18 protein-coding genes are annotated in these 23,053 nt (G+C 67.7%); 10 read left to right on the forward strand and 8 right to left on the reverse strand.

What is annotated here, in order from left to right:
* The first annotated feature begins 79 nt into the window (after positions 1-79).
* The 5 genes from mtrA (at position 80) to hpf (ending at position 5,938) form a co-directional block, all read left to right on the forward strand.
* Complete coding sequence (gene mtrA, locus ACFVWG_RS29135) at positions 80-757, forward strand: MtrAB system response regulator MtrA (RefSeq protein WP_141859693.1); 678 nt, start codon at positions 80-82, stop codon at positions 755-757.
* An 89-nt stretch (positions 758-846) separates the two neighbouring features.
* Positions 847-2,529, forward strand: a complete 1,683-nt coding sequence (mtrB, locus tag ACFVWG_RS29140; RefSeq protein WP_391546620.1) for an MtrAB system histidine kinase MtrB — start codon at positions 847-849, stop codon at positions 2,527-2,529.
* Complete coding sequence (locus ACFVWG_RS29145; RefSeq protein ID WP_391546621.1) at positions 2,526-4,313, forward strand: LpqB family beta-propeller domain-containing protein; 1,788 nt, start codon at positions 2,526-2,528, stop codon at positions 4,311-4,313. Before mtrB ends, ACFVWG_RS29145 begins: the two co-directional genes overlap by 4 nt.
* 69 nt (positions 4,314-4,382) lie before the next feature.
* Positions 4,383-5,066, forward strand: a complete 684-nt coding sequence (locus ACFVWG_RS29150) for a ComF family protein (RefSeq protein ID WP_391546622.1) — start codon at positions 4,383-4,385, stop codon at positions 5,064-5,066.
* 248 nt (positions 5,067-5,314) lie between these two features.
* Complete coding sequence (hpf, locus tag ACFVWG_RS29155; protein ID WP_391546623.1) at positions 5,315-5,938, forward strand: ribosome hibernation-promoting factor, HPF/YfiA family; 624 nt, start codon at positions 5,315-5,317, stop codon at positions 5,936-5,938.
* A gap of 73 nt (positions 5,939-6,011) precedes the next feature.
* Here hpf and ACFVWG_RS29160 read toward each other — a convergent pair whose 3' ends face one another.
* Positions 6,012-6,818 carry a S1 family peptidase gene (locus tag ACFVWG_RS29160; protein ID WP_391546624.1) on the reverse strand — a complete coding sequence of 269 codons (807 nt, stop codon included), beginning with the start codon at positions 6,816-6,818 and terminating at the stop codon, positions 6,012-6,014.
* Positions 6,819-6,934: 116 nt separating this feature from the next.
* Positions 6,935-7,717, reverse strand: coding sequence for a hypothetical protein (locus tag ACFVWG_RS29165; RefSeq protein ID WP_391546625.1), 783 nt, complete (start codon positions 7,715-7,717; stop codon positions 6,935-6,937).
* A gap of 196 nt (positions 7,718-7,913) precedes the next feature.
* On the opposite strand from ACFVWG_RS29165, the gene ACFVWG_RS29170 reads away from it, so the two are divergent.
* The 4 genes from ACFVWG_RS29170 (at position 7,914) to secA (ending at position 15,153) form a co-directional block, all read left to right on the forward strand.
* Positions 7,914-9,275 carry a BTAD domain-containing putative transcriptional regulator gene (locus tag ACFVWG_RS29170; RefSeq protein WP_391546626.1) on the forward strand — a complete coding sequence of 454 codons (1,362 nt, stop codon included), beginning with the start codon at positions 7,914-7,916 and terminating at the stop codon, positions 9,273-9,275.
* Positions 9,272-10,780 (forward strand): BTAD domain-containing putative transcriptional regulator, encoded by a 1,509-nt coding sequence (locus ACFVWG_RS29175; protein ID WP_391546627.1) that lies wholly within the window; start codon positions 9,272-9,274, stop codon positions 10,778-10,780. Before ACFVWG_RS29170 ends, ACFVWG_RS29175 begins: the two co-directional genes overlap by 4 nt.
* Before the next feature lie 61 nt (positions 10,781-10,841).
* Positions 10,842-12,038 (forward strand): winged helix-turn-helix domain-containing protein, encoded by a 1,197-nt coding sequence (locus tag ACFVWG_RS29180; protein ID WP_391546843.1) that lies wholly within the window; start codon positions 10,842-10,844, stop codon positions 12,036-12,038.
* 184 nt (positions 12,039-12,222) lie between these two features.
* The gene (gene secA / locus ACFVWG_RS29185; RefSeq protein ID WP_391546628.1) at positions 12,223-15,153 is read left to right on the forward strand and encodes a preprotein translocase subunit SecA; all 2,931 of its coding nucleotides are present in this window, start codon (positions 12,223-12,225) and stop codon (positions 15,151-15,153) included.
* A gap of 66 nt (positions 15,154-15,219) precedes the next feature.
* Here the strand turns inward: secA and ACFVWG_RS29190 are convergent, their stop codons facing one another.
* On the reverse strand, positions 15,220-15,660 hold the full coding sequence (locus tag ACFVWG_RS29190; RefSeq protein WP_391546629.1) for a nitroreductase family deazaflavin-dependent oxidoreductase: 441 nt from the start codon (positions 15,658-15,660) through the stop codon (positions 15,220-15,222).
* Positions 15,661-16,849: 1,189 nt separating this feature from the next.
* Here ACFVWG_RS29190 and ACFVWG_RS29195 point away from each other — a divergent pair.
* On the forward strand, positions 16,850-17,806 hold the full coding sequence (locus ACFVWG_RS29195) for an NAD(P)H-dependent flavin oxidoreductase (RefSeq protein ID WP_391546630.1): 957 nt from the start codon (positions 16,850-16,852) through the stop codon (positions 17,804-17,806).
* On the opposite strand, the gene ACFVWG_RS29200 is transcribed toward ACFVWG_RS29195, so the two are convergent.
* The 5 genes from ACFVWG_RS29200 to ACFVWG_RS29220 are packed head-to-tail and all read right to left on the reverse strand — an operon-like array spanning position 17,770 to position 23,025.
* Positions 17,770-19,071 carry an alpha-glucosidase/alpha-galactosidase gene (locus tag ACFVWG_RS29200; protein WP_391546631.1) on the reverse strand — a complete coding sequence of 434 codons (1,302 nt, stop codon included), beginning with the start codon at positions 19,069-19,071 and terminating at the stop codon, positions 17,770-17,772. The genes ACFVWG_RS29195 and ACFVWG_RS29200 overlap by 37 nt on opposite strands.
* The gene (locus ACFVWG_RS29205; protein ID WP_391546632.1) at positions 19,068-19,994 is read right to left on the reverse strand and encodes a carbohydrate kinase family protein; all 927 of its coding nucleotides are present in this window, start codon (positions 19,992-19,994) and stop codon (positions 19,068-19,070) included. The genes ACFVWG_RS29200 and ACFVWG_RS29205 overlap by 4 nt, the downstream gene beginning before the upstream one ends.
* A gap of 6 nt (positions 19,995-20,000) precedes the next feature.
* Positions 20,001-20,813, reverse strand: a complete 813-nt coding sequence (locus ACFVWG_RS29210) for a carbohydrate ABC transporter permease (RefSeq protein ID WP_391546633.1) — start codon at positions 20,811-20,813, stop codon at positions 20,001-20,003.
* Positions 20,810-21,733 (reverse strand): carbohydrate ABC transporter permease, encoded by a 924-nt coding sequence (locus ACFVWG_RS29215; RefSeq protein WP_391546634.1) that lies wholly within the window; start codon positions 21,731-21,733, stop codon positions 20,810-20,812. The genes ACFVWG_RS29210 and ACFVWG_RS29215 overlap by 4 nt, the downstream gene beginning before the upstream one ends.
* Complete coding sequence (locus ACFVWG_RS29220; RefSeq protein WP_391546635.1) at positions 21,733-23,025, reverse strand: ABC transporter substrate-binding protein; 1,293 nt, start codon at positions 23,023-23,025, stop codon at positions 21,733-21,735. The genes ACFVWG_RS29215 and ACFVWG_RS29220 overlap by 1 nt, the downstream gene beginning before the upstream one ends.
* Positions 23,026-23,053 lie beyond the last annotated feature (28 nt).

The following is a 23,053-nucleotide window of genomic DNA, read 5'->3' on the forward strand; positions in this document are numbered from 1 at the left end:
AGTGCGGACGGACAGCATGCACCGGGCGCACGACGAGTCGGACGGCAAGGAGCAGCGCGTGGCAGATGGTAACCGGACGATGCGGGGTCGCATTCTCATCGTCGACGACGACACTGCGTTGTCGGAGATGCTCAGCATCGTGCTGCGCAACGAGGGGTACGACACCTATCTGTGCGCGACCGGTGACAAGGCGGTACCGGCGTTCCGGGAGTTCAAGCCCGACCTGTTGCTGCTCGACCTGATGTTGCCCGGGATGGACGGGATCGACGTCTGCCGGGCGATCCGGGCCGAGTCCGGCGTACCGATCGTGATGCTGACCGCGAAGAGCGACACCGTGGACGTGGTGCTCGGCCTGGAGTCCGGGGCCGACGACTACGTGGTCAAGCCGTTCAAGCCGAAGGAGCTGGTGGCCCGGATCCGGGCCCGCCTGCGCCGGATGGACGAGCCCGGCCCGGAGTCGCTGACGATCGGCGACCTGACCATCGACGTGGCCGGCCACTCGGTGAAGCGGGCCGGGGAGACCATCCAGCTGACGCCGCTGGAGTTCGACCTGCTGGTCTGCCTGGCCTCCAAGCCCTGGCAGGTCTTCACCCGCGAGGTGCTGCTGGAGCAGGTCTGGGGTTACCGGCACGCCGCCGACACCCGCCTGGTCAACGTGCACGTCCAGCGGCTGCGCTCCAAGATCGAGAAGGACCCTGAGCACCCGGAGATCGTCGTGACGGTCCGCGGTGTCGGTTACAAGGCTGGTGCGGACTGATCGAGTACGGACGCGACCACGAGTCGCAGGCTGTCTCCGACCCCGCCGCGCCGGTGGGGCCGGATCAGTCGGCCCCGCCCGAGCAGGAGGTGGCCGAGCCGCGCGGTACCGAGCTGGAGCTGACGTCCGCCGCGGCTGAGTGGCATGCCTACCCACAACCGCTCTGGCGCACGCACCCGAAGTACTGGCCGGACATCTGGCGGCGCTCCATCCAGGCCCGGATCGTCACCGGCACCCTGCTGATGTCGACCGTCGTGCTGCTGCTGGTCGGCTGGGTGATGATGAGCCAGGTCACGGACGGTGTGCTGGAGTCCCGTCGGGACAGTGCCCAGGCCGAAGCGGTCGCGCAGCTGACGTCACTGACCTCCCAGCTGAATGCGGCCGACCCGACGACGATCAACCAGCGGCTCTCCGAGCTGGTGCTCGGCGCCAACCGCCCCGGCCTGTACGACGTGCTGCTCGTCCCGATCGGCAACACCGGCTCGAACGCGATCCGCTACACCGGACTGGTCGACAGCGACTCGCTCCCGCAGGCTTTGGTCTCGTCGGTGAACAGCAACGACTCCAAGCTGTGGGACACCTACACGGTCATCAAGTACAGCGACAACACCAGCGCGCCCGGTCTGGTCATCGGCTCCCAGCTGCGCATCACCAGCACCCAGGACCGGTACGCCGTCTACTTCCTGTTCCCGCTCACTGCGCAGCAGGACACGCTGGACGTCGTACAGCAGGCTCTGATCACTGCTGGGCTGCTGCTGGTCGTCCTGCTCGGCGCAGTGGCCTGGCTGGTCACCCGGCAGGTGGTCACGCCGGTCCGGATGGCACGCCGGATCGCGGAGCGGCTCGCGGCCGGCAAGCTCGAGGAGCGGATGCAGGTCCGCGGTACCGACGACCTGGCTCGGCTGGCGGTCTCGTTCAACAAGATGGCGAGCAACCTGCAGCGGCAGATCCGCCGGCTGGAGGACCTGTCCCGGCTGCAGCGCCGGTTCGTCTCCGACGTGTCCCACGAGCTGCGCACGCCACTGACCACGGTCCGGATGGCCGCGGACCTGCTGCACGAGACCCGCGACGAGTTCGACCCGATGAGCCGCCGGTCGGTCGAGCTCCTGCAGAACGAGCTCAACCGGTTCGAGGAGCTGCTCGCCGACCTGCTGGAGATCAGCAGGTTCGACGCCGGTGCGGCCGCGCTCGACCTCGAGGACGTGGACCTGCGCGACATCGTCAACCGGGTGCTGGAGAACTACGAGACCCTGCTGCAGGCCAAGGGCTGCGAGGTACAGCTCAACATGCCGGAGCAGTGCCGCGCCCAGGTCGACGCCCGCCGGATCGAGCGCATCCTGCGGAACCTGATCGGCAACGCGATCGAGCACAGCGAGGGTCTGCCGATCCTGATCAGTACGGCGAACGACGACGACGCGGCCGCGGTCGCGGTCCGGGACCACGGTGTGGGCTTCCGCGCCGAGGAGGCCGAGATGGTGTTCAGCCGGTTCTGGCGGGCCGACCCGGCCCGGGCGCGAACCACCGGTGGCACGGGTCTCGGTCTGTCGATCGCCCTGGAGGACGCCCGGCTGCACGGCGGCCGGCTCGACGCCTGGGGCTCACCGGGTGAGGGCGCGTACTTCCGGCTCACGCTGCCGCGCCGGCCCGATGTCGCACTGGCCGGCTCACCGCTTCCGGCCCGCCCGGCGGACGCCGTACGGGTGATCACGGAGAAGTCGCTGGTCGACGTCGGAGCGCCGTACCAGAAGCTGACGGGCGGTGAGGAGCTGTGAGGCGCCGCTTGCTCGTGGTGCTGCTGGCCGGACTGCTTCTGGTGTCGGGCTGCGCGACGGTGCCGACCAAGGGCGCGATCCGGAACAGCAACCGGGAGGGCCTGGCCCTCGACGCCGGTGGTGTCGGTGTACAGGCCAAAGCGCCGCGCGCGGATGCCAAGCCGGACGCGATCGTGGCCGGGTTCCTGGAGGCCATGTCGGACTCCAGGAACGGATTCGAGCAGGCCCGGCTCTACATGACCCCGCAGGCCGCGGCGAAGTGGAAGCCCGAGGTCCGCACCATCGTGTACGACCAGGGCGACGACAAGGTGACTCCGGACGACGACGACTTCCTCCTGACCGCGACCAGGATCTCCACCATCGACGACCGGGGCGAGTGGTCGCCGGCCGCACCGGCCGACAAGAACATCAAGTTCACCTTCAAGATGGTCAAGGTGAACGAGCAGTGGCGGGTCGACTCGGTCCCGTCCGGGGTGCTGCTGGGCAGCAACCAGCTCGCGATCAAGCTCGCACCGCGCGACCTGTACTTCTTCTCCCGGGACCGCAAGACCCTGGTCCCGGACACGGTCTACCTGGCGCAGAACAACCTGTCCCCGGGGCAGGCCGCGACCCAGCTGGTCCAGGAGCTGCTGCGGGGCCCGACCAAGCGGCTGGGCAACGGCGCCATCTCGATCGCGCCGCCGGGAACCGCCATCCAGGTGTCGGTTCCGGTCGAGCTCGGTGAGGCGACCGTGGCGCTCAACGACGTCGCCGGGCAGTTGCTGGACGACGACAGACACCGGTTGGCGGCCCAGATCGTCTGGACGCTGAACCAGATCAGCCTGAAGGTCAAGATCACCGTGAACGGCGCACCGCTGCTGCCGGAAGACCCGGGTGTGATCCAGTTCTCGACGTTCACCGACAACGATCCGGCCGCCCCCACCGCCGCGTCGACCGTCCCGTACGGCCTGCTGCGCGGCAAGGTGCAGCGCGTCGACGGACTCGACGGCGCCTCCGAACAGACCGTCCGTGAGCTCAACTCGAGCCAGCTCTACCCCTACGACGCGGAGTCGTTCGCGGTGAATCTGCGCGGTGACTCGGGCGCGATCGTCACCATGGACGGCGGCAAGCACGTGGTCGCCGTCGCGAAACTCGACCCGGGCGAGAACGCCAAGGACGAACCCAAGCCCAAGCTGGTCGGCGTCGACGGCCGGGTACTGCGGCCCACCTACGACAACCTGGACAATCTGTGGATCCTGGACCGGGCCGACAGTTCGGCGCCGCGACTCCGGGTCCGGACCCGCGACGGCGTCGTGGAGACGTTGTCGGTGGACTTCCACGGCGACGTGCCGCAGGTGCTGCGGATGGCGCCGGACGGAGTCCGCGCGCTGCTGGTGCTGAAGTCCGCCAAGACACACCAGAACACGGTGCAGACCGCCACTGTGCAGCCGGCCCCGAACGGCAAGGGCCTGATGCTCGGACAGATCCGCGACCTTCAGGTGCCGCTGGTCGCGATCACCGACGCGGCCTGGTCCAAGAAGGGCATCCTGGTCGCCGGCCGGTCGGCCTCGGGCACCCTCGCCCAGCCGTGGTTCGTGAACGCGGACGGCTCGAACCCGCAGCCGCTGCCCGGCAGCACCCCGCCGTTCGGGATCGAGACCATCGCCTCCAACGCGAACCCGAACATCCTGCCGGTCTTCGAGGACCCCCAGGGGCACGTGCACTGGCAGACCCGCGACCTCGAGTGGGTGACCCCGGAGGGCGACGACAAGCTCGCCGACCTGGTCCCCACCTACCCCGGCTGAATCGCAGGGTTTTCCACAGGCGGCCGGGAGCCGCTTGTGGACGCCTGGTGGAGTGGTCAAGGTGGTGGGGTGTGGGGTGCCGCGGTCGACCTGCTGCTCGGAGGCGACTGCGCCGGCTGCGGACGGCCGGGCGTGACGTTGTGTGATGGTTGCCGGGGGCTCCTGAGCAGGTTGACTCCGTTCCGTGCTTGGCCGGATCCGCCGCCGAGCGGACTGGCGCCGCCGACCGCGGCCGCGCCGTACGGCGAAGAGATCCGCCGGCTCGTCATCGCGCACAAGGAGAACGCCCGGTACCCGTTGGCTCATCCGCTCGGTGCAGCGCTGGCGACCGCCGTACAGGCTGCTCTTGGGGAGCATGGCGGTGTGTGGCTGGTGCCGGTTCCGTCAGCAGGGGCAACGGTTCGCCAGCGCGGCCACGACCCGCTGCGGCGGATCACCCGGGCCGCCGTACGGGCCCTGCGTGCACAGGGGATCGAGGCCCGGCTCGCTCCGGCACTACGGCTGGTACGACGTCCTGACGACCAGGCGGGCCTGTCCGCGGAACGCCGTACCGCCAACCTGGCCGGGGCTTTCGGCCTCCGTTCGCGCTGGGCTGAACTGCTGACGGATCAACCGATCGTAGTCGTGGACGATGTGATCACCACCGGCTCCACGCTTGCCGAGGCGTGCCGAGCCCTGGAATCACAGGGAATTCCGGTGCTCGGCTGTGCCGTGGTCGCCGCGACCCCGAGACGTTTACCGTCTGGTTCATGAGAACTTCTCTACCGGTTTTCGCCGAAGCCGACTAGCGTTGGTGCATGACACCCGCTTGGGCTTGTCGAGCAGTCGAGTGGCGCAGGACCGGATCAGCCGGATTCCTGGCCGCGGACTCCGACCGGCTCCACGACGGGTGTCTTTCGTTTCGGGCTCCCCAGCACCTGTAGTCCTCAGCAAGGAGAGGAATTCCGAACCGTCGGGGGTCCGGAGACGTAAGAAGAAGTCGCCGATCGATGGAGGTTTCCGTGGACGTCGTTGTCAAGGGTCATCACTGCGAGGTCAGTGACCGCTTCCGGCAGTACGTCGAGGAAAAACTCGAGCGAATCGAGAAGGTCGACCACCGGGTACTGCGGTGCGAGGTGGAAGTCAGCCAGGAGAAGAACCCGCGACAGCACGACCGGGCGATGCGTGTCGAGCTCACGATGTACACCAAGGGTCCGGTGGTCCGCGCGGAAGCGTGCGGTGAGACCAAGCAGGCAGCCTTCGACGTCTGCCTGGACAGGCTCAGCTCCCAGGTCCGCAAGGCGGCCGACCGTCGCCGCGTGCACGGCGGGCGCACGCCCGAGGGCCTGCGGCACCTGAACGCCAAGCAGCCGGTGAACGGCAACGACCCGGTGGTGGAGGACACCGTCGCCGAGGACGAAGTGGCGACGTACAAGGTCGGCTCGCTGACCGTCACCGGGGACGGTCCCCTGGTGATGCGCGAGAAGACGCACACCGCCAAGCCGATGTCCCTTGACCAGGCCCTCTACGAGCTGGAACTGGTCGGGCACGACTTCTACCTGTTCGTCGACGCCGACGACAACCAGCCCAGCGTCGTCTACCGGCGGCGCGGCTACGACTACGGCGTGATCCGCCTGGCGGTCTAGAAGCCACAGAAAGGGCCCGGGTTCCTCGCGGAATCCGGGCCCTTTCGCCTTCCCCTGTGAAGGTCTCTCTGTGTTAGCCGATCTGGCCCTGCAGCTCGGTGGCGTAGGTCGCCACCTCCGCGTAGACGCCCGGGTTGCCGGCGTCGGCGCAGCCGATGCCCCAGGAGACGACGCCGAACAGGCGGCCGTTCAGGACGAGCGGGCCGCCGGAGTCGCCCTGGCAGGAGTCCTTGCCGCCCTCCTTGAAGCCGCCGCAGATCTCGCCCTCGGCCGTGTAGCCCTGGCTCGCGTAGACGTCCTCGCAGTACGCGTCACCCAGGACGGGCGCGTCCACCTTCTGGAAGGTGTCCTCCGGTCCGGTGCCCTCGGTGCCGCCCCAGCCGTAGACGACCGAGGCGGCGCCGACAGCGTCGGCGGCCTTGTCGGTCTCCAGCGCCAGCGTCGGTACGCCGTCGAACGGGGTCGCCAGCGTCATCACCGCGACGTCGTGGCCGGGCTGCTTGCCGTACTCCGGGTCCACCCAGATGCTGCTGATCTTCGATTCCTTACCAGTCGACTTGTCGGTGAGGACGTCCCGGCCCTGGATCGCGGTGTAGGTGCTGGCGGCTTCCTGGGAGCAGTGTGCGGCGGTGACGATCTTGTTCGCCTTCACCAGCGTGGATCCGCACCATTCACCGGTTGAGGCCGGTGAGCCGCTGTTGGAGAGCTGGATGGCCCACGGGGTGTCCGCGGTGTGGGCGATGGTGCCGCCGACGATGCGGGTCTTGGGGCCGTCCGGGGCCGGTGCTGCGGTCGCGGTGGCCGCGACCGCGCCCAGGGACGCCGCGCTCAGGGCTCCGGCGGCGAGAAGGGCGCGTACCAGCTGCAGTCTTGCTGTCATGCCTCACACTCCAGGGGTCAGGAGCCGTGCGGGCGGCACGGCTTCCTCGACGACCCTCTCCCGATTACCTGAGGTAGCACACCTCTCACTTGCGGTAACACCGGAGTTATGACCCCTCAGAGGCCCATCTGCTTCCCGTCGATCACGCTGTCCTTCGCCGGCGCCGTCGGGGCCTTGATCTTGTTGTAGTCGCTGAACCCGAAGGACTCGCCGTCGGTGCCCAGTTCGATCCGGACCGGCCGGGCGGTGGTGCTGTCCACCCAGAGCGTGCCCTCGCCGTCGTTCAGCCCGATCGACGGGACGCCGTCGACGGTCTTCTGCGGCTTCTTGGTCAGTGCTCCGGACGGCTGGAAGGTCCCGGCGACGAAGGTGTCCCGGGTGACCAGGTCGATCAAGTCCTGGAAGTCGCCGTCCTTCTTGGTCAGCTTGATCCAGCGGCCCTTGAGGATCGCGACGGTCGCGTTGATCTCGGCGGGCTTGTCCTTCTCCGCCTTGCCCTGGGCCCGGAGGTACTTCTCGCTGAGCTGCAGGTAGGCGGTCTTGCCGATGACGGTGATCCCGATCGGGCTGCCGTCGACCGTGAAGGTGCCCTGCCCGCCGGTCTTGGTCAGGTTGACGTCGATGGCGGTCTTCGCACCCTCGTCCACGAACGAGCCGCGCAGCCGGACGCTGTCGGCCGCGAGGATGGCCGCCTTGGACTTGGCGAACAGAGCCTTGGCGTCCAGGCCGGCGACACCGGTGGGCGTCGGGGTCGGGGTCGGCGTGGTCACGTCGGCCTTGGTGGTGGTGAGCGGCGTCGACGAGGGCTGGCTGACCGGCTGCTTGGCCGGGCCGCAGGCGGTCGTGGCCGCGGCGAGCAGAGCGGTCGTGGCGATGGTGCGGATCCAGGGGAAGGACATGATGGCGGTGGGCTTTCTCTCCGTACGGCGGCCCGATCGGCCGGCGTCTGGTTCGAACTATGCGGTACGGCGGACTCCGGGCTGCTGCGGTTTCACTGCGCACCGCTGCCGTTCCACTGCGCTCGCACTGCCGTCGTACCGCAGAGGCTCCTGATTCCGGTCTGGTCGGCCCCTGCTGCCTGGATAGAATGCGCCGGTGGAGGACTCCGTCCGGTTCGAGCTGCTCGGACCGTTGCGGGCGTATCGCGGCCGCCAGGAGCTCGAGCTGGGCCCGGCTCGACAGCAGGCGGTCCTGGCGACACTGCTGCTCGCCGCGAACCACGCCGTACCGGCGAGTGAGATCGTCGATCAGGTCTGGGGTGACGAGCCGCCGGCGAACGGCGCCAACGTCGTACAGAAGTACATCGCCGGGCTGCGGCGGGTTCTGGAGCCGGACCGGCTCCCGCGTGCGGCCGGGCAGTTGCTCACGCTCACTCCGGCGGGTTATCAGCTGTCTGTGGCTCCGGGCGGCTCAGACCTCGATGTGTTCACCGCCCACGTCGGGGAGGCCCGTCGGCTGCGTGCGCTTGGTTGCCGCGCCGAGGCGACCGCTGAGCTCCGGACTGGTCTAGGGCTGTGGCGGTCCGAGCCGCTGGCCGGTCTCACCGGTGGTTACTTCGACGCGACCCGCGCTCAGTTGGCCGGTGACCGTGCTGCGGCTCTGGAGGAGTGGGCGGAGCTGGAGCTCGAGCAGGGCAGGGAACAGGCGCTGCTTCCCGAGCTCTCCCGACTGATTGCGGAGTACCCACGACGCCAGCGTCTCCGGGCAGTGCACCTGCTCGCGCTCTACCGGACCGGTCGGCAGGCCGACGCGCTCACGTCGTACCAGCAGGCACTGCAACTCGTTGGTGGTCGGCCGAGTCCTGAGCTGGAAGCGGCCTACCGTCAGATCTTGCAGAACGATCGGCCGCCGCCCGCGCCCGTTGTCGACGCCGAACCGGTGCTGACCCACTACTGGCCGGAGCCGGCGTCTGCTCCGCTGGGCTGGAAGGGCTGGACTCTCAAGGTGGCGGCAGGGCTGCTGCCGTCGGCGACCATGGGCATCGCCGCCGCTCCGCTGATCGGTGGGCTGGCCATCCGGCGTCGCAGCTGGAAGCTGGGCCTGGCGGCGTTGGGCTATCTCGTGTCGTCCATCGTGTTCTTCACCATCGCCGACAAGCGGGTGGACACCGAGGACTTCGTGCTGATCGACGCGGTGGCGATGACCGGGTTGCTGCTGAGCACAGTGCTGGCCGGTCTTCAGGCGGCATGGCTCGTCCCTGCCCGAACCACCGGTACGGCGCAGCCGCGCGTGATGGTCGATCTGAACAGCGCTCCGGAGCAGGTTCTGCGTACCCTGCCAGGGATTCCGCCGATGCACGCCGTACTGATCATTGCCGAGCGCAACGCGCGGGGACCGTTCCGGTCGCTGGAGGATGCGGTCGCACGCGGTATGTTCCCCTCGCCGGTGCCGCGGCAGATCGCTGACGTCGTCCTGGTGATCCCAGTCCAGGACGCCCCCAAGGAGGAGCGCCGGTGAGTGCAGTCCGGTTCGAGATTCTCGGACCTTTGCGAGTGACCCGTGAGCAGGAAGAGCTGCCGCTGGGTCCCGCCAAACAGCAGGCGGTGCTCGCGACCCTGCTGGCCGCACCGAACCAGGTGGTGCCCACCGCGCGGATCATCGCCGCGGTCTGGGCCGACGAGCCACCCGTCAACGGCACCAACGTCGTTCAGAAGTACGTCGCAGGACTGCGCCGCGTGCTGGAACCGGATCGGGCACCCCGGAGCTCCGGTGAGCTGCTCGTACTGGAGCCCGGTGGCTACCGAGTGGCTGTCGGCACAGGTGGTTCGGATGCCGACGACTTCGAGGCGCAGGTCCAGTCGGCTCGCGCGCTCCGGCAGTCCGGTCAGCTGGCGGAGGCCTCACAGCAACTCCAGCAGGCGTTGAGCCTCTGGCGTGGTGAACCGTTCGAAGGACTCACCGGTCCGATCTTCGACGAGGCCCGTCGCCATCTGACCGAGCTGCGTGCGGGTGCGATCGAGGACCGCGCCGAGATCGAGCTGGAGCTCGGCAACTACCTCCCGCTGGCCCAAGAGCTCCCTGCGTTGGCCCAGGCCTTCCCGCTGCGCGAACGACTGCGCGGCGTACAGATGCTGGCCTTGCACCGGTCTGGGCGGTCTGGCGACGCACTGGCGGCGTACCGGGATCTGCAGGAGCGCCTGGTCGAGGAGTACGGCGTAGAGCCCGGACCCGAGCTGCAGCAACTGCAAGCGCGCATCTCGAGCAATGACCCGTCGCTGATCCCGGGGGAGCAGCGGTCGGCGACGACTACTACTCAGGTCCTGCGCCGTGGTGGACGTGACTGGTCGCTGGGACGCGGCTGGCCGGTCAGCATGACCGACCTGATCCCGCCGCAACGCCCGCTGCTCGGGCGCGCGCTGATGAAGACTGTCGCCGTACTGATCACTGTGGTCACCTTCGGCTTCGGCGGCGGCGTACTGCTGGCCGTTGTCGCCTACCTACGCCACAGCCGCTTTCTCGCTCGGGTTGCGGCGGCCTACCTGGTCGCGTGGCTGGCCGGTGCGGTGCTCGCGATCACTGGCGAGGCGGAGCGCGTCAGCGTCGCCAACTACCTCGGTCTCTTCCTGCTGCTCCTCGTCCTCGTCGCCAGTGCGATCCACGTCGGCGTCACCATCGCCCCAGTGTCGGTACGGCGGATCCGCGGGCTGGCCGCGCTGGACCAGCGCAACCGGGCCCGACAGGTGCTCGAGCGCGACCCCGGGTTCGCCCGCACGCTCGGCATCGGCCGCCCGCACCTGCAGCGTGAGTACGAGGACGGCGGCCTGATCGACCCGAACGAGGTCCCCGCCGGTGTCCTGACCCGCATCCCCGGAGTCACTGCCCAGCATGCAGCCCTGATCGTCAACAGCCGCGAACACCACGGCCGTTTCGAAACCCTCGACGACCTCACCGACCGCGGGCTCTTCCCAGCACCGCTGCCACCGGCCGTCGCGACGTACCTGGTGCTCCTGCCGCCTGCATAGCGCCCGGTCCACCATTCTGTCGGTGGGCCCAGGCAGAATCCGTGACGTGAATACCCAGGTGATGTCGACGGCCCAAGCCAGGCGGGTGGCGCTGGCTGCCCAGGGGTTCATGGACCCCCGTCCGAAGGGCGTTCCCGACGCTCGGGCGCTCGGTCGGGTGCTGGGCCGGATCGGGTTGATACAGATTGACTCGGTGAATGTGCTGAGCCGCGCGCAGTACCTGCCGCTGTACTCACGACTCGGCCCGTACCCCCGGACCCTGCTCGACAAGGCGTCCGGCAAGTCGCCGCGGCGGCTGGTGGAGTACTGGGCGCACGAGGCTTCGCTGATCCCGGTCGAGACGCACCCGCTGATGCGATGGCGGATGGCGCGGGTGACCACCGAGGCGTGGGGCGGTCCGCGGTCGATCGCTCAGGAGCGTCCGGATCTGGTCAAGCAGGTGCTGGCGGATGTCCGGGAGCACGGACCGCTGACGGCGCGGCAGATCGATGACGACGTGGAACGGTCGAAGGAGAACTGGGGCTGGAACTGGTCCGACGTGAAACGAGCGCTGGAGTTCCTGTTCTTCGCCGGCGAGGTCACCGTCGCTCGGCGGAACCAGCAGTTCGAGCGGGAGTACGACGTACCGGAGCGTGTTCTGCCGCGTGAGGTCGTGGACACCCCGACGCCGACGCTGGACGAGGCGCACCGTGGGTTGGTGTCGATCGCGGCGCGGGCGCATGGGGTGGCGACTGCACAGTGCCTCAAGGACTACTTCCGTACGTCGCCCGCTCCGACCGCGCAGGCGATTGCGGAGCTGGTGGAGGAGGGGGAGCTGTTGCCGGTCCAGATCGAGGGGTGGAGGCGGCCGGCGTACCTGCATCGGGACGCGCGACTGCCGCGGCGGGTGAACACACGGGCGCTGGTCAGCCCGTTCGACTCGCTGGTGTTCGAGCGGACCCGGACCGAGGTCCTGTTCGGCTTCCACTACCGGATCGAGATCTACGTCCCGGCCGAGAAACGCATCCACGGGTACTACGTGCTGCCGTTCCTGCTCGGGGACAAGCTGGTGGCCCGGGTCGACCTGAAGGCGGATCGGGCAGCCGGCGTCCTGCTCGTCCAGTCGGCGCACTCGGAGCCGAAGGCGCCTTTGGAGACCGCGGAGGAGTTGGCCGCGGAGCTGGTGCAGATGGCGGGCTGGATGGGGCTGGACCAGGTCCATGTCACTGGCGGCGGTGACCTTTCGCCAGCGCTCAGTGACGCCCTGCGAGGTTCTTGACGCGGCAACGGGAACTTTCGGGCACGCCTGAGCGTGGGTGTGTTACGGGCAAGGGCACGCTGCGGGCGTGGCTTGGCACACCTCGCCCCGTACGATGGGGGTCGCACGCCGTTCCAGCGGGCCGTGCCCGACTGTATCGATCGGCCGCAACCAGGCGACAGCAGCAAGGAGAGAACTCCCCACCATGAAGGTGATCGACAAGGTCCTGCGGATCGGCGAAGGCAAGATCCTGCGTCAGCTCCAGGGCATCGCGAAAGTGGTCAACTCCATCGAGGACGACTTCGTCGGCATGACCGACGAGGAGTTGCGGAGCCAGACCGCGGAGTTCAAGGAACGTCACAGCAACGGTGAGTCGCTGGACGCGCTGCTCCCGGAGGCGTTCGCCGTGGTCCGGGAGGCCGCCAAGCGGACCCTGCACCAGCGTCACTACGACGTCCAGATCATGGGCGGCGCGGCGCTGCACCTGGGCAACATCGCCGAGATGAAGACCGGTGAGGGCAAGACGCTGGTCGGCACGCTGCCGACGTACCTGAACGCGCTGTCCGGCCGCGGCGTGCACGTGGTCACGGTGAACGACTACCTGGCGAAGTACCAGGCGGAGTGGATGGGCCGGGTGTACCACTTCCTCGGCCTCGACTACGGCGTGATCCTCCCCGACATGTCGCCGGCCGAGCGCCGGGTGGCCTACGCCAAGGACATCACCTACGGCACGAACAACGAGTTCGGCTTCGACTACCTGCGCGACAACATGGCGTCCAGCATCGAGGACTGCGTCCAGCGTGAGCACAACTACGCGATCGTGGACGAGGTGGACTCGATCCTGGTCGACGAGGCCCGGACCCCGCTGATCATCTCCGGACCGGCCGAGGACTCCCAGCGCTGGTACGTCGAGATGGCCAAGATCGCCGGCGTGCTGAAGCCGCGGATCGCCGACGACAAGATCCCCGAGGAGCAGCGCCCGGTCGCCGACTACGAGGTCGACGAGAAGAAGCGCACCGTGGCCATCCTCGAGCGCGGCATCGAGAAGGTCGAGGACCGGCTCGGCATCGACAACCTGTACGAGTCGGCCAACACCCCGCTGATCAGCTACCTGAACAACGCGCTGAAGGCCAAGGACCTGTTCCGCAAGGACAAGGACTACGTGGTCGTCGACAACGAGGTGCTGATCGTCGACGAGCACACCGGCCGCACGCTGCACGGCCGTCGCTACAACGAGGGTCTCCACCAGGCGATCGAGGCCAAGGAGGAGGTCGAGATCAAGGAGGAGTACCAGACCCTCGCGACGATCACGCTGCAGAACTACTTCCGCCTCTACGACAAGCTGGCCGGCATGACCGGTACGGCGATGACCGAGGCGGCCGAGTTCTCCAAGGTCTACAAGCTCGGCGTCGTCCCGATCCCGACCAACAAGCCGATGATCCGGGTCGAGGAGCGGGACCTGATCTACCGCACCGAGGACGCCAAGTTCGAGGCCGTCGTCAAGGACATCGTCGAGGTGCACGAGACCGGGCAGCCGATCCTGGTCGGTACGACCAGCGTCGAGAAGTCCGAGCGGCTGTCCGCGCAGCTCCGCAAGGAGAACATCGCGCACGAGGTGCTGAACGCGAAGCAGCACGCGCGTGAGGCCGCGATCGTCGCCGAGGCGGGCCGCAAGGGCGCCGTCACGGTGGCCACCAACATGGCCGGCCGTGGTACCGACATCATCCTCGGCGGCAACCCGGAGCACCTGGCCGACAAGGACCTGCGGGCCCGCGGGATCGACCCGGCCGAGTTCCCGGAGCAGTACGAAGAGGAGTACCCGAGCGTTCTCGAGCAGTTCGAGAAGCAGGTCAAGGACGAGCAGGTCGAGGTCCGCGAGGCCGGCGGTCTGTACGTGCTGGGCACCGAGCGCCACGAGTCCCGCCGGATCGACAACCAGCTGCGCGGTCGCGCCGGCCGTCAGGGCGACCCGGGCAAGTCCCGGTTCTACCTGTCCCTCGAGGACGACCTGATGCGCCTGTTCAAGCGCGAGATGGTCGACTGGGCGATGTCGCGCAACGACGACGACAGCCAGCCGCTGGAGAACAAGATCGTCACCAAGGCGATCGCGTCCGCACAGTCCCAGGTCGAGTCGCAGAACTTCGAGACCCGGAAGAACATCCTCAAGTACGACGACGTGATGAACCGCCAGCGGCACGTCGTGTACGACGAGCGCCGCCGCGTGCTCGAGGGCGCCGACCTGCGCGAGCAGGTGTCGGACATGCTCGAGGAGACCGTCACCGGCTACGTCCAGGGCGCGACCGCCGACGGTTTCGCCGAGGACTGGGACCTGGACGCCCTGTTCACTGCGCTGAAGACGCTGTACTCGACCGAGATCACCGAAGAGGACCTGATCGAGGAGGCCGGCGGCGACAAGTCCGGCCTGACCCAGGACTTCCTGGTCGAGCGCTTCATCGGCGACGCCCACGAGGCCTACGAGCGCCGCGAGGAGCTGCTCGGCGAGGACGCGATGCGCGAGCTCGAGCGACGCGTCGTACTGAGCGTCCTCGACCGCAAGTGGCGCGAGCACCTCTACGAGATGGACTACCTGCGCGAGGGCATCGGCCTGCGCGCGATGGCGCAGCGCGACCCACTGGTCGAGTACCAGCGCGAGGGCTACGACATGTTCGCCGCGATGATGGAGTCGATCAAGGAAGAGTCGGTCGCCTTCATCTTCAACGTCGAGGTCGACATCGAGGCCATGCGCGCCGAGATGGAGTCCGCGGCGCAGGCGGAAGCAGCCGGCGTCAACCTCGACCTCAACGGCGCCGGCCTCGAGGGCCGCCGCGTCGAGGACATCCTCACCCCGGGTGCCCCCGTGGCGGAGTTCCCCGGCCGCGTCCAGGACGAGGAACGCCCGCGCGACACCCCGCGGCTGCGCGCCAAGGGCCTCACCGGCGACAAGAAGCCCCAGCGACTGACCTACTCGGCGCCGACGATCGACGGTGACGACGAGGTCTCCGTGATGGGCGACGCGGTCGACGAGGGTTCGCTGATGTACGCCGGTACGCCGCGCAACGTCGCGTGCCCGTGTGGATCCGGCAAGAAGTACAAGCGCTGCCACGGCGACCCCGCCTCGGACGCCTACAAGTTCTAACTCACTACCAACGAAGGCCGGTCCCCTGAGGGGGCCGGCCTTTCGTCTTCCCCCGCTCCGGTGTCCCTACAGGGGTTCCAGCACGAAGACGGGGATCACGCGGTCGGTCGCTTGCTGGTACTCGGCGTACGGCGGATACGCGGCGACCGCACGGTCCCACCAGGCGGCTTTCTCGTCGCCGTCGAGCTCGCGAGCCGTCATCTCGTGGCGTGCTGGGCCGTCCTGAAGTTCCACCTTCGGACCGGTCTTGAGGTCGAAGTACCAGACCGGGTGACGCGGGAACCCGCCGTTCGACGCCACGGCCGCATAGCGTCCCTCGTGCTCCACGCGCATCAGCGGAATCTTGCGGATCTTGCCGCTCTTCGCACCGCGGGTCGTGAGCAATACGATTGGCAGTCCCGTGTCCCACAGCGTCGCCGCCTGTGTGCCGTCCGAACTCTCGTACAACTCAGCCTGCTCGCGCACCCACTGCACCGGACTAGGCGCGTACTCACCCTCAAGAGGCACCGCGGTCACCCCCACCCTCGTTTGCAGACCATTCGACCCTAGCCAACTGCGGTCGAACCGGCCCGGCCAGGCGTGGCGGCATCCACCACCCCCGCAGCGAACCGCCAACACCCACCACCCTCACTACGGCGGCCCTCGCCCGTCGAAATTTGACCGGATATCCGCTCAAGTTGCCGGTTCTCCCCTGAAATTTTGAGGGGAGAACCGGCAACGTGAGGGGAGGTCCCCTCATTTTCGGCTCTCCTGCTCGATGTGTGGGTGACCCGGCGTTGCCGGGGCTGCGGCCGCTCCGGCGCCTGAGTGGGATCCGCCGGTTGCGTACACACCGACTGTTACTACGCCTACCAGCACCCCTTTTCGGCGCCTCCGTCACCCTGCAGCACGCCCGCTCCGTTCGCCTACCAACAGTCGGTCTGTACAGCCCGATCACCGAAGCGCCCTATTTCGCGGACCCCAAGGCCCGTCCACCCCAAGCAACTGCGAACCCGCCGGCGTCGTTCCCGGACCGCAACCACAGCCAGCCAGCCAGCAACGGTTACCCGCGAGACTTCTTTTCCGACCGCAACCAAAGCCCGTCAGCCCCAGGCAACGGTGAGCGCGGTCACCGACCGCACCATCCCCCTCAGCCACCGCATCGCCCAGCCACCCCGTCTTTTGATCGGCCGACGCCAACCTCAGCCCACAACCCGACGTGGCCGGCCGAGTCGCTCACCTGGCCCGCCGCGCGACCCGACCGCCTCCGGCGGTCGACTGAAAGCTTCGCGCGCGCCCAGCAGACGGCTGAGGGAGATGGCGAGGTCGGCGACCGAAGCACACGTTGCCTAGGGCTGACGGGCTGTGGCTGAGGTACGTGATGCCCGGAGCTCGCGCTATCGGTGAGTTTTTCGGGTCCAGCCGACGACAACCGCACCCGACAACCGCACCCGACAACCGCACTCACTCCCACCCAGCGAACGCAACGATCGCCGGACCGCCACCCCCACCCCGTAAGCCACCTTGTGCACCCCTCAACCGCTTGAGGCCGGTCGGAGTGGTTGAGGCGTGCTCAAGGTCGGGTGGCGGGGTCACCTTGTGCACCCCTCAACCACGTGACGCCTGCCGGAGTGGTTGGGCCGTGCTCAAGGTCGGGTGGCGGGGGATGTGGTGTGGGACATGGCGGCGGGAAAGGGCAGTGTGGTGCTCTAGAACCATGTGGCTGCAGGAGAAGTTCGGACTGACGGTTCCGGTGATTGGCGCACCGATGGCCAACGTGAGTGGCGGGAAGCTCACCGCTGCGATCTCGGCGGCCGGTGGGCTCGGCATGCTTGGCGCCGGCTCCGCGGTGACCGCCGACTGGATCCGCACCGAAGGTGCGATCGCGGCCGCTGCCGGCAAGCCGTACGGCGTCGGCCTGATGGCCTGGTCGGTCGACGAGCGCCCGGAACACCTCGAGGCGGTCCTGGAGCTCAAACCAGCCCTCGTCTCGCTCAGCTTCGGCAACTACGCCCCGTATGTCGCCCCACTGCAAGCCGAGGGCATCGCAGTCGCCACCCAAGCCGGCACTGTCGCGGACGCCCGCGAGGCGATCGACGCCAACGTGGACATCATCGTCGCCCGCGGTGCCGAAGCAGGCGGCCATGGACGCAACGCCGTCGGCACGCTGCCACTTCTCCAGGCGATCCTCGACCTGACCGACCTCCCGGTACTCGCGGGCGGCGGTATCTCCGGTGCCCGCGGACTGGCCGCCGTACTGGCTGCTGGCGCCGCCGGCGGCTGGATCGGTACGGCGTTCCTCACCTGCGTCGAGGGTCTCACCAAAGAAGCAGTCGCCCAGCGCGTGATCGAGGCCGACGAGACAGACACCGTGTACGGCACCGTCTTCGACGCGGCATCGAGGGCAGGCTGGCCCGACGAGTTCGGCGGCCGAGCCTTGCGCAACGCATACTTCGACCAGTGGGAAGGTCGCGAGCGGGAGCTCAAGACCGACGACCTCGCCCACACCGAGTACGTCGAAGGTACGAAGGCCGCCGACACCACCCGCGCCTCGATCTACGCCGGCGAAGGCGTCGGTGCCATTACCGGAAGGCCCACGGCCGCCGAGGTCCTCGACGGCTTCGCGGGCTACCGCACCTATCTGAGCGCAGCCCTCAACGGCGGTGCCAAGTAGTTGCTGTGAGCATCGACCAGTTCATCGCACAACGCCCAGATCTGTTCTACCGGTAGCGCCGCCGCGGTCGCCGGGTCGGCCATCACGGCCTGCCGGATCGACCGCGGATCCTCCTCGATCGCCGCCCGCACCACCAGCTCGGCCACACTCAAGTACGACCGGTTCAAAGCCGCGAGTTGAGCAGGCAGTGAGCCAACCGCCGTCGGCTGCACTCCCAAACTGTCAACCAGGCAAGGAACTTCAACGACCGCGCCGGATGGCAGGTTGCTGATCAGCCCGGTGTTCGGCACGTTCCCATAGATCGTCCGCGGTGTCCCCGTGACGATGCTGTGGATCACCTGCGGTGCGTACTCCATCGTCCCCTCAACCGCCAACGGCGTACCAGCCTTCAAGGCATCGCGAGTCTTCTCGTACGCCGCGAGGTTCTCCTCGACGATCCCGAGATAGTCACCAACCGGCAGCCGCAGCCGCTCAACCTCGGATTCATGCTGGAGGTACCACGGCACATACTCGGACGAGTGCTCACTCGTCTCGGTCGGATAGAACCCGAGACGCTTGTACATATCTACCCGCACTCGCCGCTGCAGTTCCGGATCCGCATCGATGGCAGCGTCCAGCCGGTCATACAGATTCACACCCTTGTGCTCAAACCGCAGCACCCACGCTTGGTGGTTCACCCCAGCCGCGAGGTAGCTGACCTCATCGAACGGTACGCCGATCAACGCCGACAGATCGTGGATCGTCCAGTACACCGAATGGCAGAGCCCGACAACCTTCCGCAAGCCCAGCGCCTGCAGGTACCAGACGTTCATCACCATCGGGTTCGTGTAATTGAGCAGCCACGCATCCGGGCAGACCTCGGCAATATCAGCAGCCAGCGCCTTCAGCACCGGGAATGTCCGCAGCGCCCGGAACACCCCACCGACTCCGAGCGTGTCCCCGATCGTCTGCCGCACGCCGTACCGGGCCGGGATCTCGAAATCGATTCGCGTCGCCGCATTCATTCCGACCTGGACGATGTTGATCACGAAGTCCGCGCCCTCGAGCGCCGCCCGCCGGTCAAGATGGGCGGTGATCTGCGGCGTCACCCCACGTTCACGAGCGATGTACGCCGCCGCCCCGGCCGCCGTGTCGAGCCGCTCCGGATCGATGTCGTGCAAGGCGATGTGCACTGGCCCGAGGTCGAGCGCGAACAGGTCCGCCAACAGTCCCTGTGTGAACACCACGCTGCCGGCGCCTACGAAAGCAATCTTCGTCAGAGTCATGCGGTCACGCTCCCCAGCGCTAGATCCCAATCGGCCTGGGCAGCGGTGCCCCCAGCGGCGCGCGTCGACAACGAACCGCAGGCAGCAGCAACCGCCAATGCGCGTACCCGGCTGAATCCGTTCAGCCGGGCGGCCACGAAACCGGCATCGAAACTGTCACCAGCCCCGACCGCATCCACCGGCGTCACCTTCAAGGCGGGTGCGCTCAAAACCTTGCTGCCGTCATGCGCAAGCGCACCGGCCGCGCCGTCCTTCACGACAACGAGCGGACCACGCCGAGCCAAGATGCCCGCCGCGTCCTGCGGCGACGGATGCCCGGTCAGTGACTGAGCCTCAGAGGCGTTCGGCAGGAAGTAGTCCGTCACGCGCAGCACCGGGTCGAGGATCATTCGGTCCCAACGCCCCGACGGATCGTCGTTCGGATCCAGCGACGTCGTCGCCTTCGCAGCCTTGGCCTCTTTGAACAACCCAGCGAGCCCCGCAGCCAGTTCAGGCATCAGGTAGAACGACGACGCGTGCACATGCCGCACCGATCGCAACAAAGCAGTCGGTACGTCGTTCGCGCTGGTGACCGGGAGACAGCCCAGCGACGTGATCATCGCGCGATCGTCGCCGGACGTCAGCACCGTGGTGAGTGCCGTCGGCAACGAAGGGTCCACGATCACCGCGGACACATCCACTCCGCGCTCGGCGAACGCCGTACGGACAAAGTTGCCGGCGGCATCGTCACCGACGCGCCCGGCGAAGGCGACGCGCAGCCCGAGCCGGGCCGCGCCACACGCCATGATCGCGGCCGAACCACCAAGCAATAAAGCGCCGGACGGAACCAAGCGTTCCCGTTGGCCGAACAGGATCGGTTGCTCGACGGGCCCGACGACCACGTCGGGATTCGCGTCGCCGATCACTAACAAGTCATATTTCATCGAGGGTCAGCCTTTGAGTCCAGTTGAAGCCAGCGAACGGATGAACGCCTTCTGCGCCAGCAGGAACCCGAGCAGCACCGGCAGCACGGTGATGACGTTGCCCGCCGTCACGGCGGCCCACTGGGTGTGGTGCTGGCCTTGGAAGGTGGTCAGTCCGAGCTGGAGGGTGTAGTTGGAGTCGCTGTTGATCGCGATCAGCGGCCAGGTCAGGTCGTTCCAGGTGCTCAGGAAAGTCAGTACGGCGACGGTGCTCAGCGCCGGCCGGGCCAGCGGCAGCACGATCGACACCAGGATCCGTAGCCGCCCGCAACCGTCGATCCAGGCTGCCTCCTCGAGCTCCCGCGGCAGGCTGACAAAGAACTGGCGGAAGAGGAACACCGCCAGCGGCGTCACCAGCGACGGGATGATCAGGGCGCCGAGGGTGTCGATCAGTCCGAGGCTCTTCATCACCAGGAACGTCGGGATCATCGTCAGCTGGAACGGGATCACCATTGTGGCCAGCATCAGCCCGAGGACGACTTTCGACCCGGTGAACCGGATCCGCGCGAACGCGTACCCGCCGAGCGTGCCGAAGACGAGGTTCGCCGTCACCGCGACCGCAGAGACGATCATCGAGTTCACGAACCAGCGCGGGAACAGCGCGTTGCCGAGGACGTACCGATAGCCGCCCAGATCGATATGTGAAGGGATCAGCGCCGGTGGAAAGCGGTTGATCTCCGCGTTGCTCATCACGGAGCTGACCAGCAGCCACAACAGTGGCAGCGCGAACAACAACGCCATCGGCGCCAGCATCAGATGCCAGCCGCTAGGCCGCTTCATCGGGCTGCCCTCCGCCGCGAGATCTGCAGACCAATGCCGACCACCAGCAAGGCAACGGCCAGCGCATAGGCCGCCGCTGCGCTGTAGCCGGCGGTGAAGCTCTTGAATGCCTTCTCCCAGATGAAGTACACGATCACCGTCGTCGATCCGAGCGGCCCACCCTTGGTGGTGACGAAGACGAGGTCGAACAGCTGCAACGCACCGATGATCTGGAACAGCAGCAGGAACACCGTCACCGGAGACAGTGCAGGCAGGACGACATGCCGCAGGACGCCGAATCGCCCTGCACCGTCGATCCGCGCGGCCTCGACCAGCTCGGCCGAGACCCCTTGCAGGCCGGCCAGATAGACGATCACGCAGAAGCCCGTACCGCTCCAGAGTGAGATCACAACGAGCAGCGGAAGCGCCTGACCGGGATCACTGAAGAAGCCCTGGGTGGGCAGCCCGACCTTGTGCAGCAGGGAATTCGCGACCCCGAACTCCGGGTCGAGCACGAACGAGAACAACACCCCCTGCGCCGCTGCGGACACGACGAACGGCACGAAAACGAGCGTCCGATAGAGCCCGATGAACTTGATCTTCCGGTCCAGCGCGATCGCGATCGCGAGACCGGCGACAACACTCAGCGGCACATAAAGCACGGTGTAGATCAGCGTGTGCTTGACCGCTGCACCGAAAGTCGGGTCCGCGATCAGCGCCTTGTAGTTGGCCAGCCCGATCCACTCGCTCGGCGACACCAGGTCGCTGACCTGGAACGACAGCAGCAGCGACCACACGACCGGTACGACACTGAGCCCAAGGATGATCACCACCGACGGGCTGACGAACGCCCACCCGGTCGCACCTTCGCCGCGCATCCGCCGCTTGGCGGCCTTCTTCGCCCGTGGATCGAGCGTGAACGTTCCGACGACGCTGGCCATCAGCTCGGCACCGCCAGTACGGCGTTCGATGCGTCGACGGCCTGTTTGATCGCGTCGTCCGGGCTCTTCTTGCCGAGCAGGACCGACACGATCGCCTCGCCGAGGAACTGCGAGATCTTCGGGTACGCCGTGATGGTGGGACGCACCCGAGCCGAGTCCAGCGCGTCGACGAATACCTTGAGCCCAGCTGTGTCGGTCGCGTGCTTCGTCCAGGCGGGGGTAGCGGCAGTCCCCTTGCTGAGCGGCAGACTCCCGCCCTGGACATCCCACTTGATGTCCTGCTGCGGCTGGATCAGCCAGTTCACGAACTCACTCGCGGCCTTGACCTTGGCCTTGCCGTTGTCGAAGACCGTCCAGGTGTCCGGCCCCGAGATCGTCACCGGCTTTCCCGAGTACGACGGGAGCGGGACGACGCCGTACTCGAGTCCCTTGGCGGCGAGGTCGGGAAGCTGCCAGGGGCCGGTGGCAACCATTCCCATCCGCCCGCCCAGGAACACCTGGTAGAGCTGTTCGCTGCCGGGCTTGGGGTCGACGTACAGGGATCTGTCGGTGCGCAGGCGGTCGAGGGTGCCGAGTGCTTGGGCGCCGACCTGATCGAACGCGACCTTCTTGCCATCGGCGGACGCGACGTCGCCGCCGAGGTCCCAGATCATCGGCCAGAGCCGCCAGACCGTGTCCTCGTCGCCGACGCCCGGCCAGCCGGTGCCGAAGACGCCCTTGCCTGGGTTGGTCAGCGCTTTCGCCGTACTGATGAAGTCGTCCCAGGTCCAGCCGGGTTTGGGTGCGGGGAGCCCAGCGGTGGCGAAGAGTTTCTTGTTGTAGACAAGACACAGTGAGTCGAGCAAGGCAGGTGCTGCTCGGATCTTTTCCTTCACCGTGACGGCCTCGCGCGCGGCCGGCCAGTAGTCGTCGAGGTGCAGGGTGCCGGACAGGTCGGCGACCTTCGGACTGCGGGTCAGGCTGGCGAGGTCCGACCCGAAGATATACGCGATATCCGGGTAGGACCCCGCCGCCAGACCGGCGGTGACCTTCTGCAGCATGCTGTCCGCGGTGACCCCGCCGCCACCGCCGTTCACCCGGATCGCCGGGTGCGTGCGGTTGAACTCGTTGATCAGGGCATCGATCGCGGCTTTGCCGGTGTCGACCTGGCCGTGCCAGAGCTCGACCTCGACGACGCCGCCGGCGGCCTGGTCGTCGTTCTTGCCACAGGACGCGAGGGCACCGGTGGCGGTGACGGCCGCGGCGGCGCGAAGGATGCCGCGGCGGGACAGGACAGGACCATGCTGAGACATAGCGGTCTCCAGTAACGGGGTGAAATGA

The organism is Kribbella sp. NPDC058245 (assembly GCF_042882005.1).
Taxonomy (GTDB): Bacteria; Actinomycetota; Actinomycetes; order Propionibacteriales; family Kribbellaceae; genus Kribbella.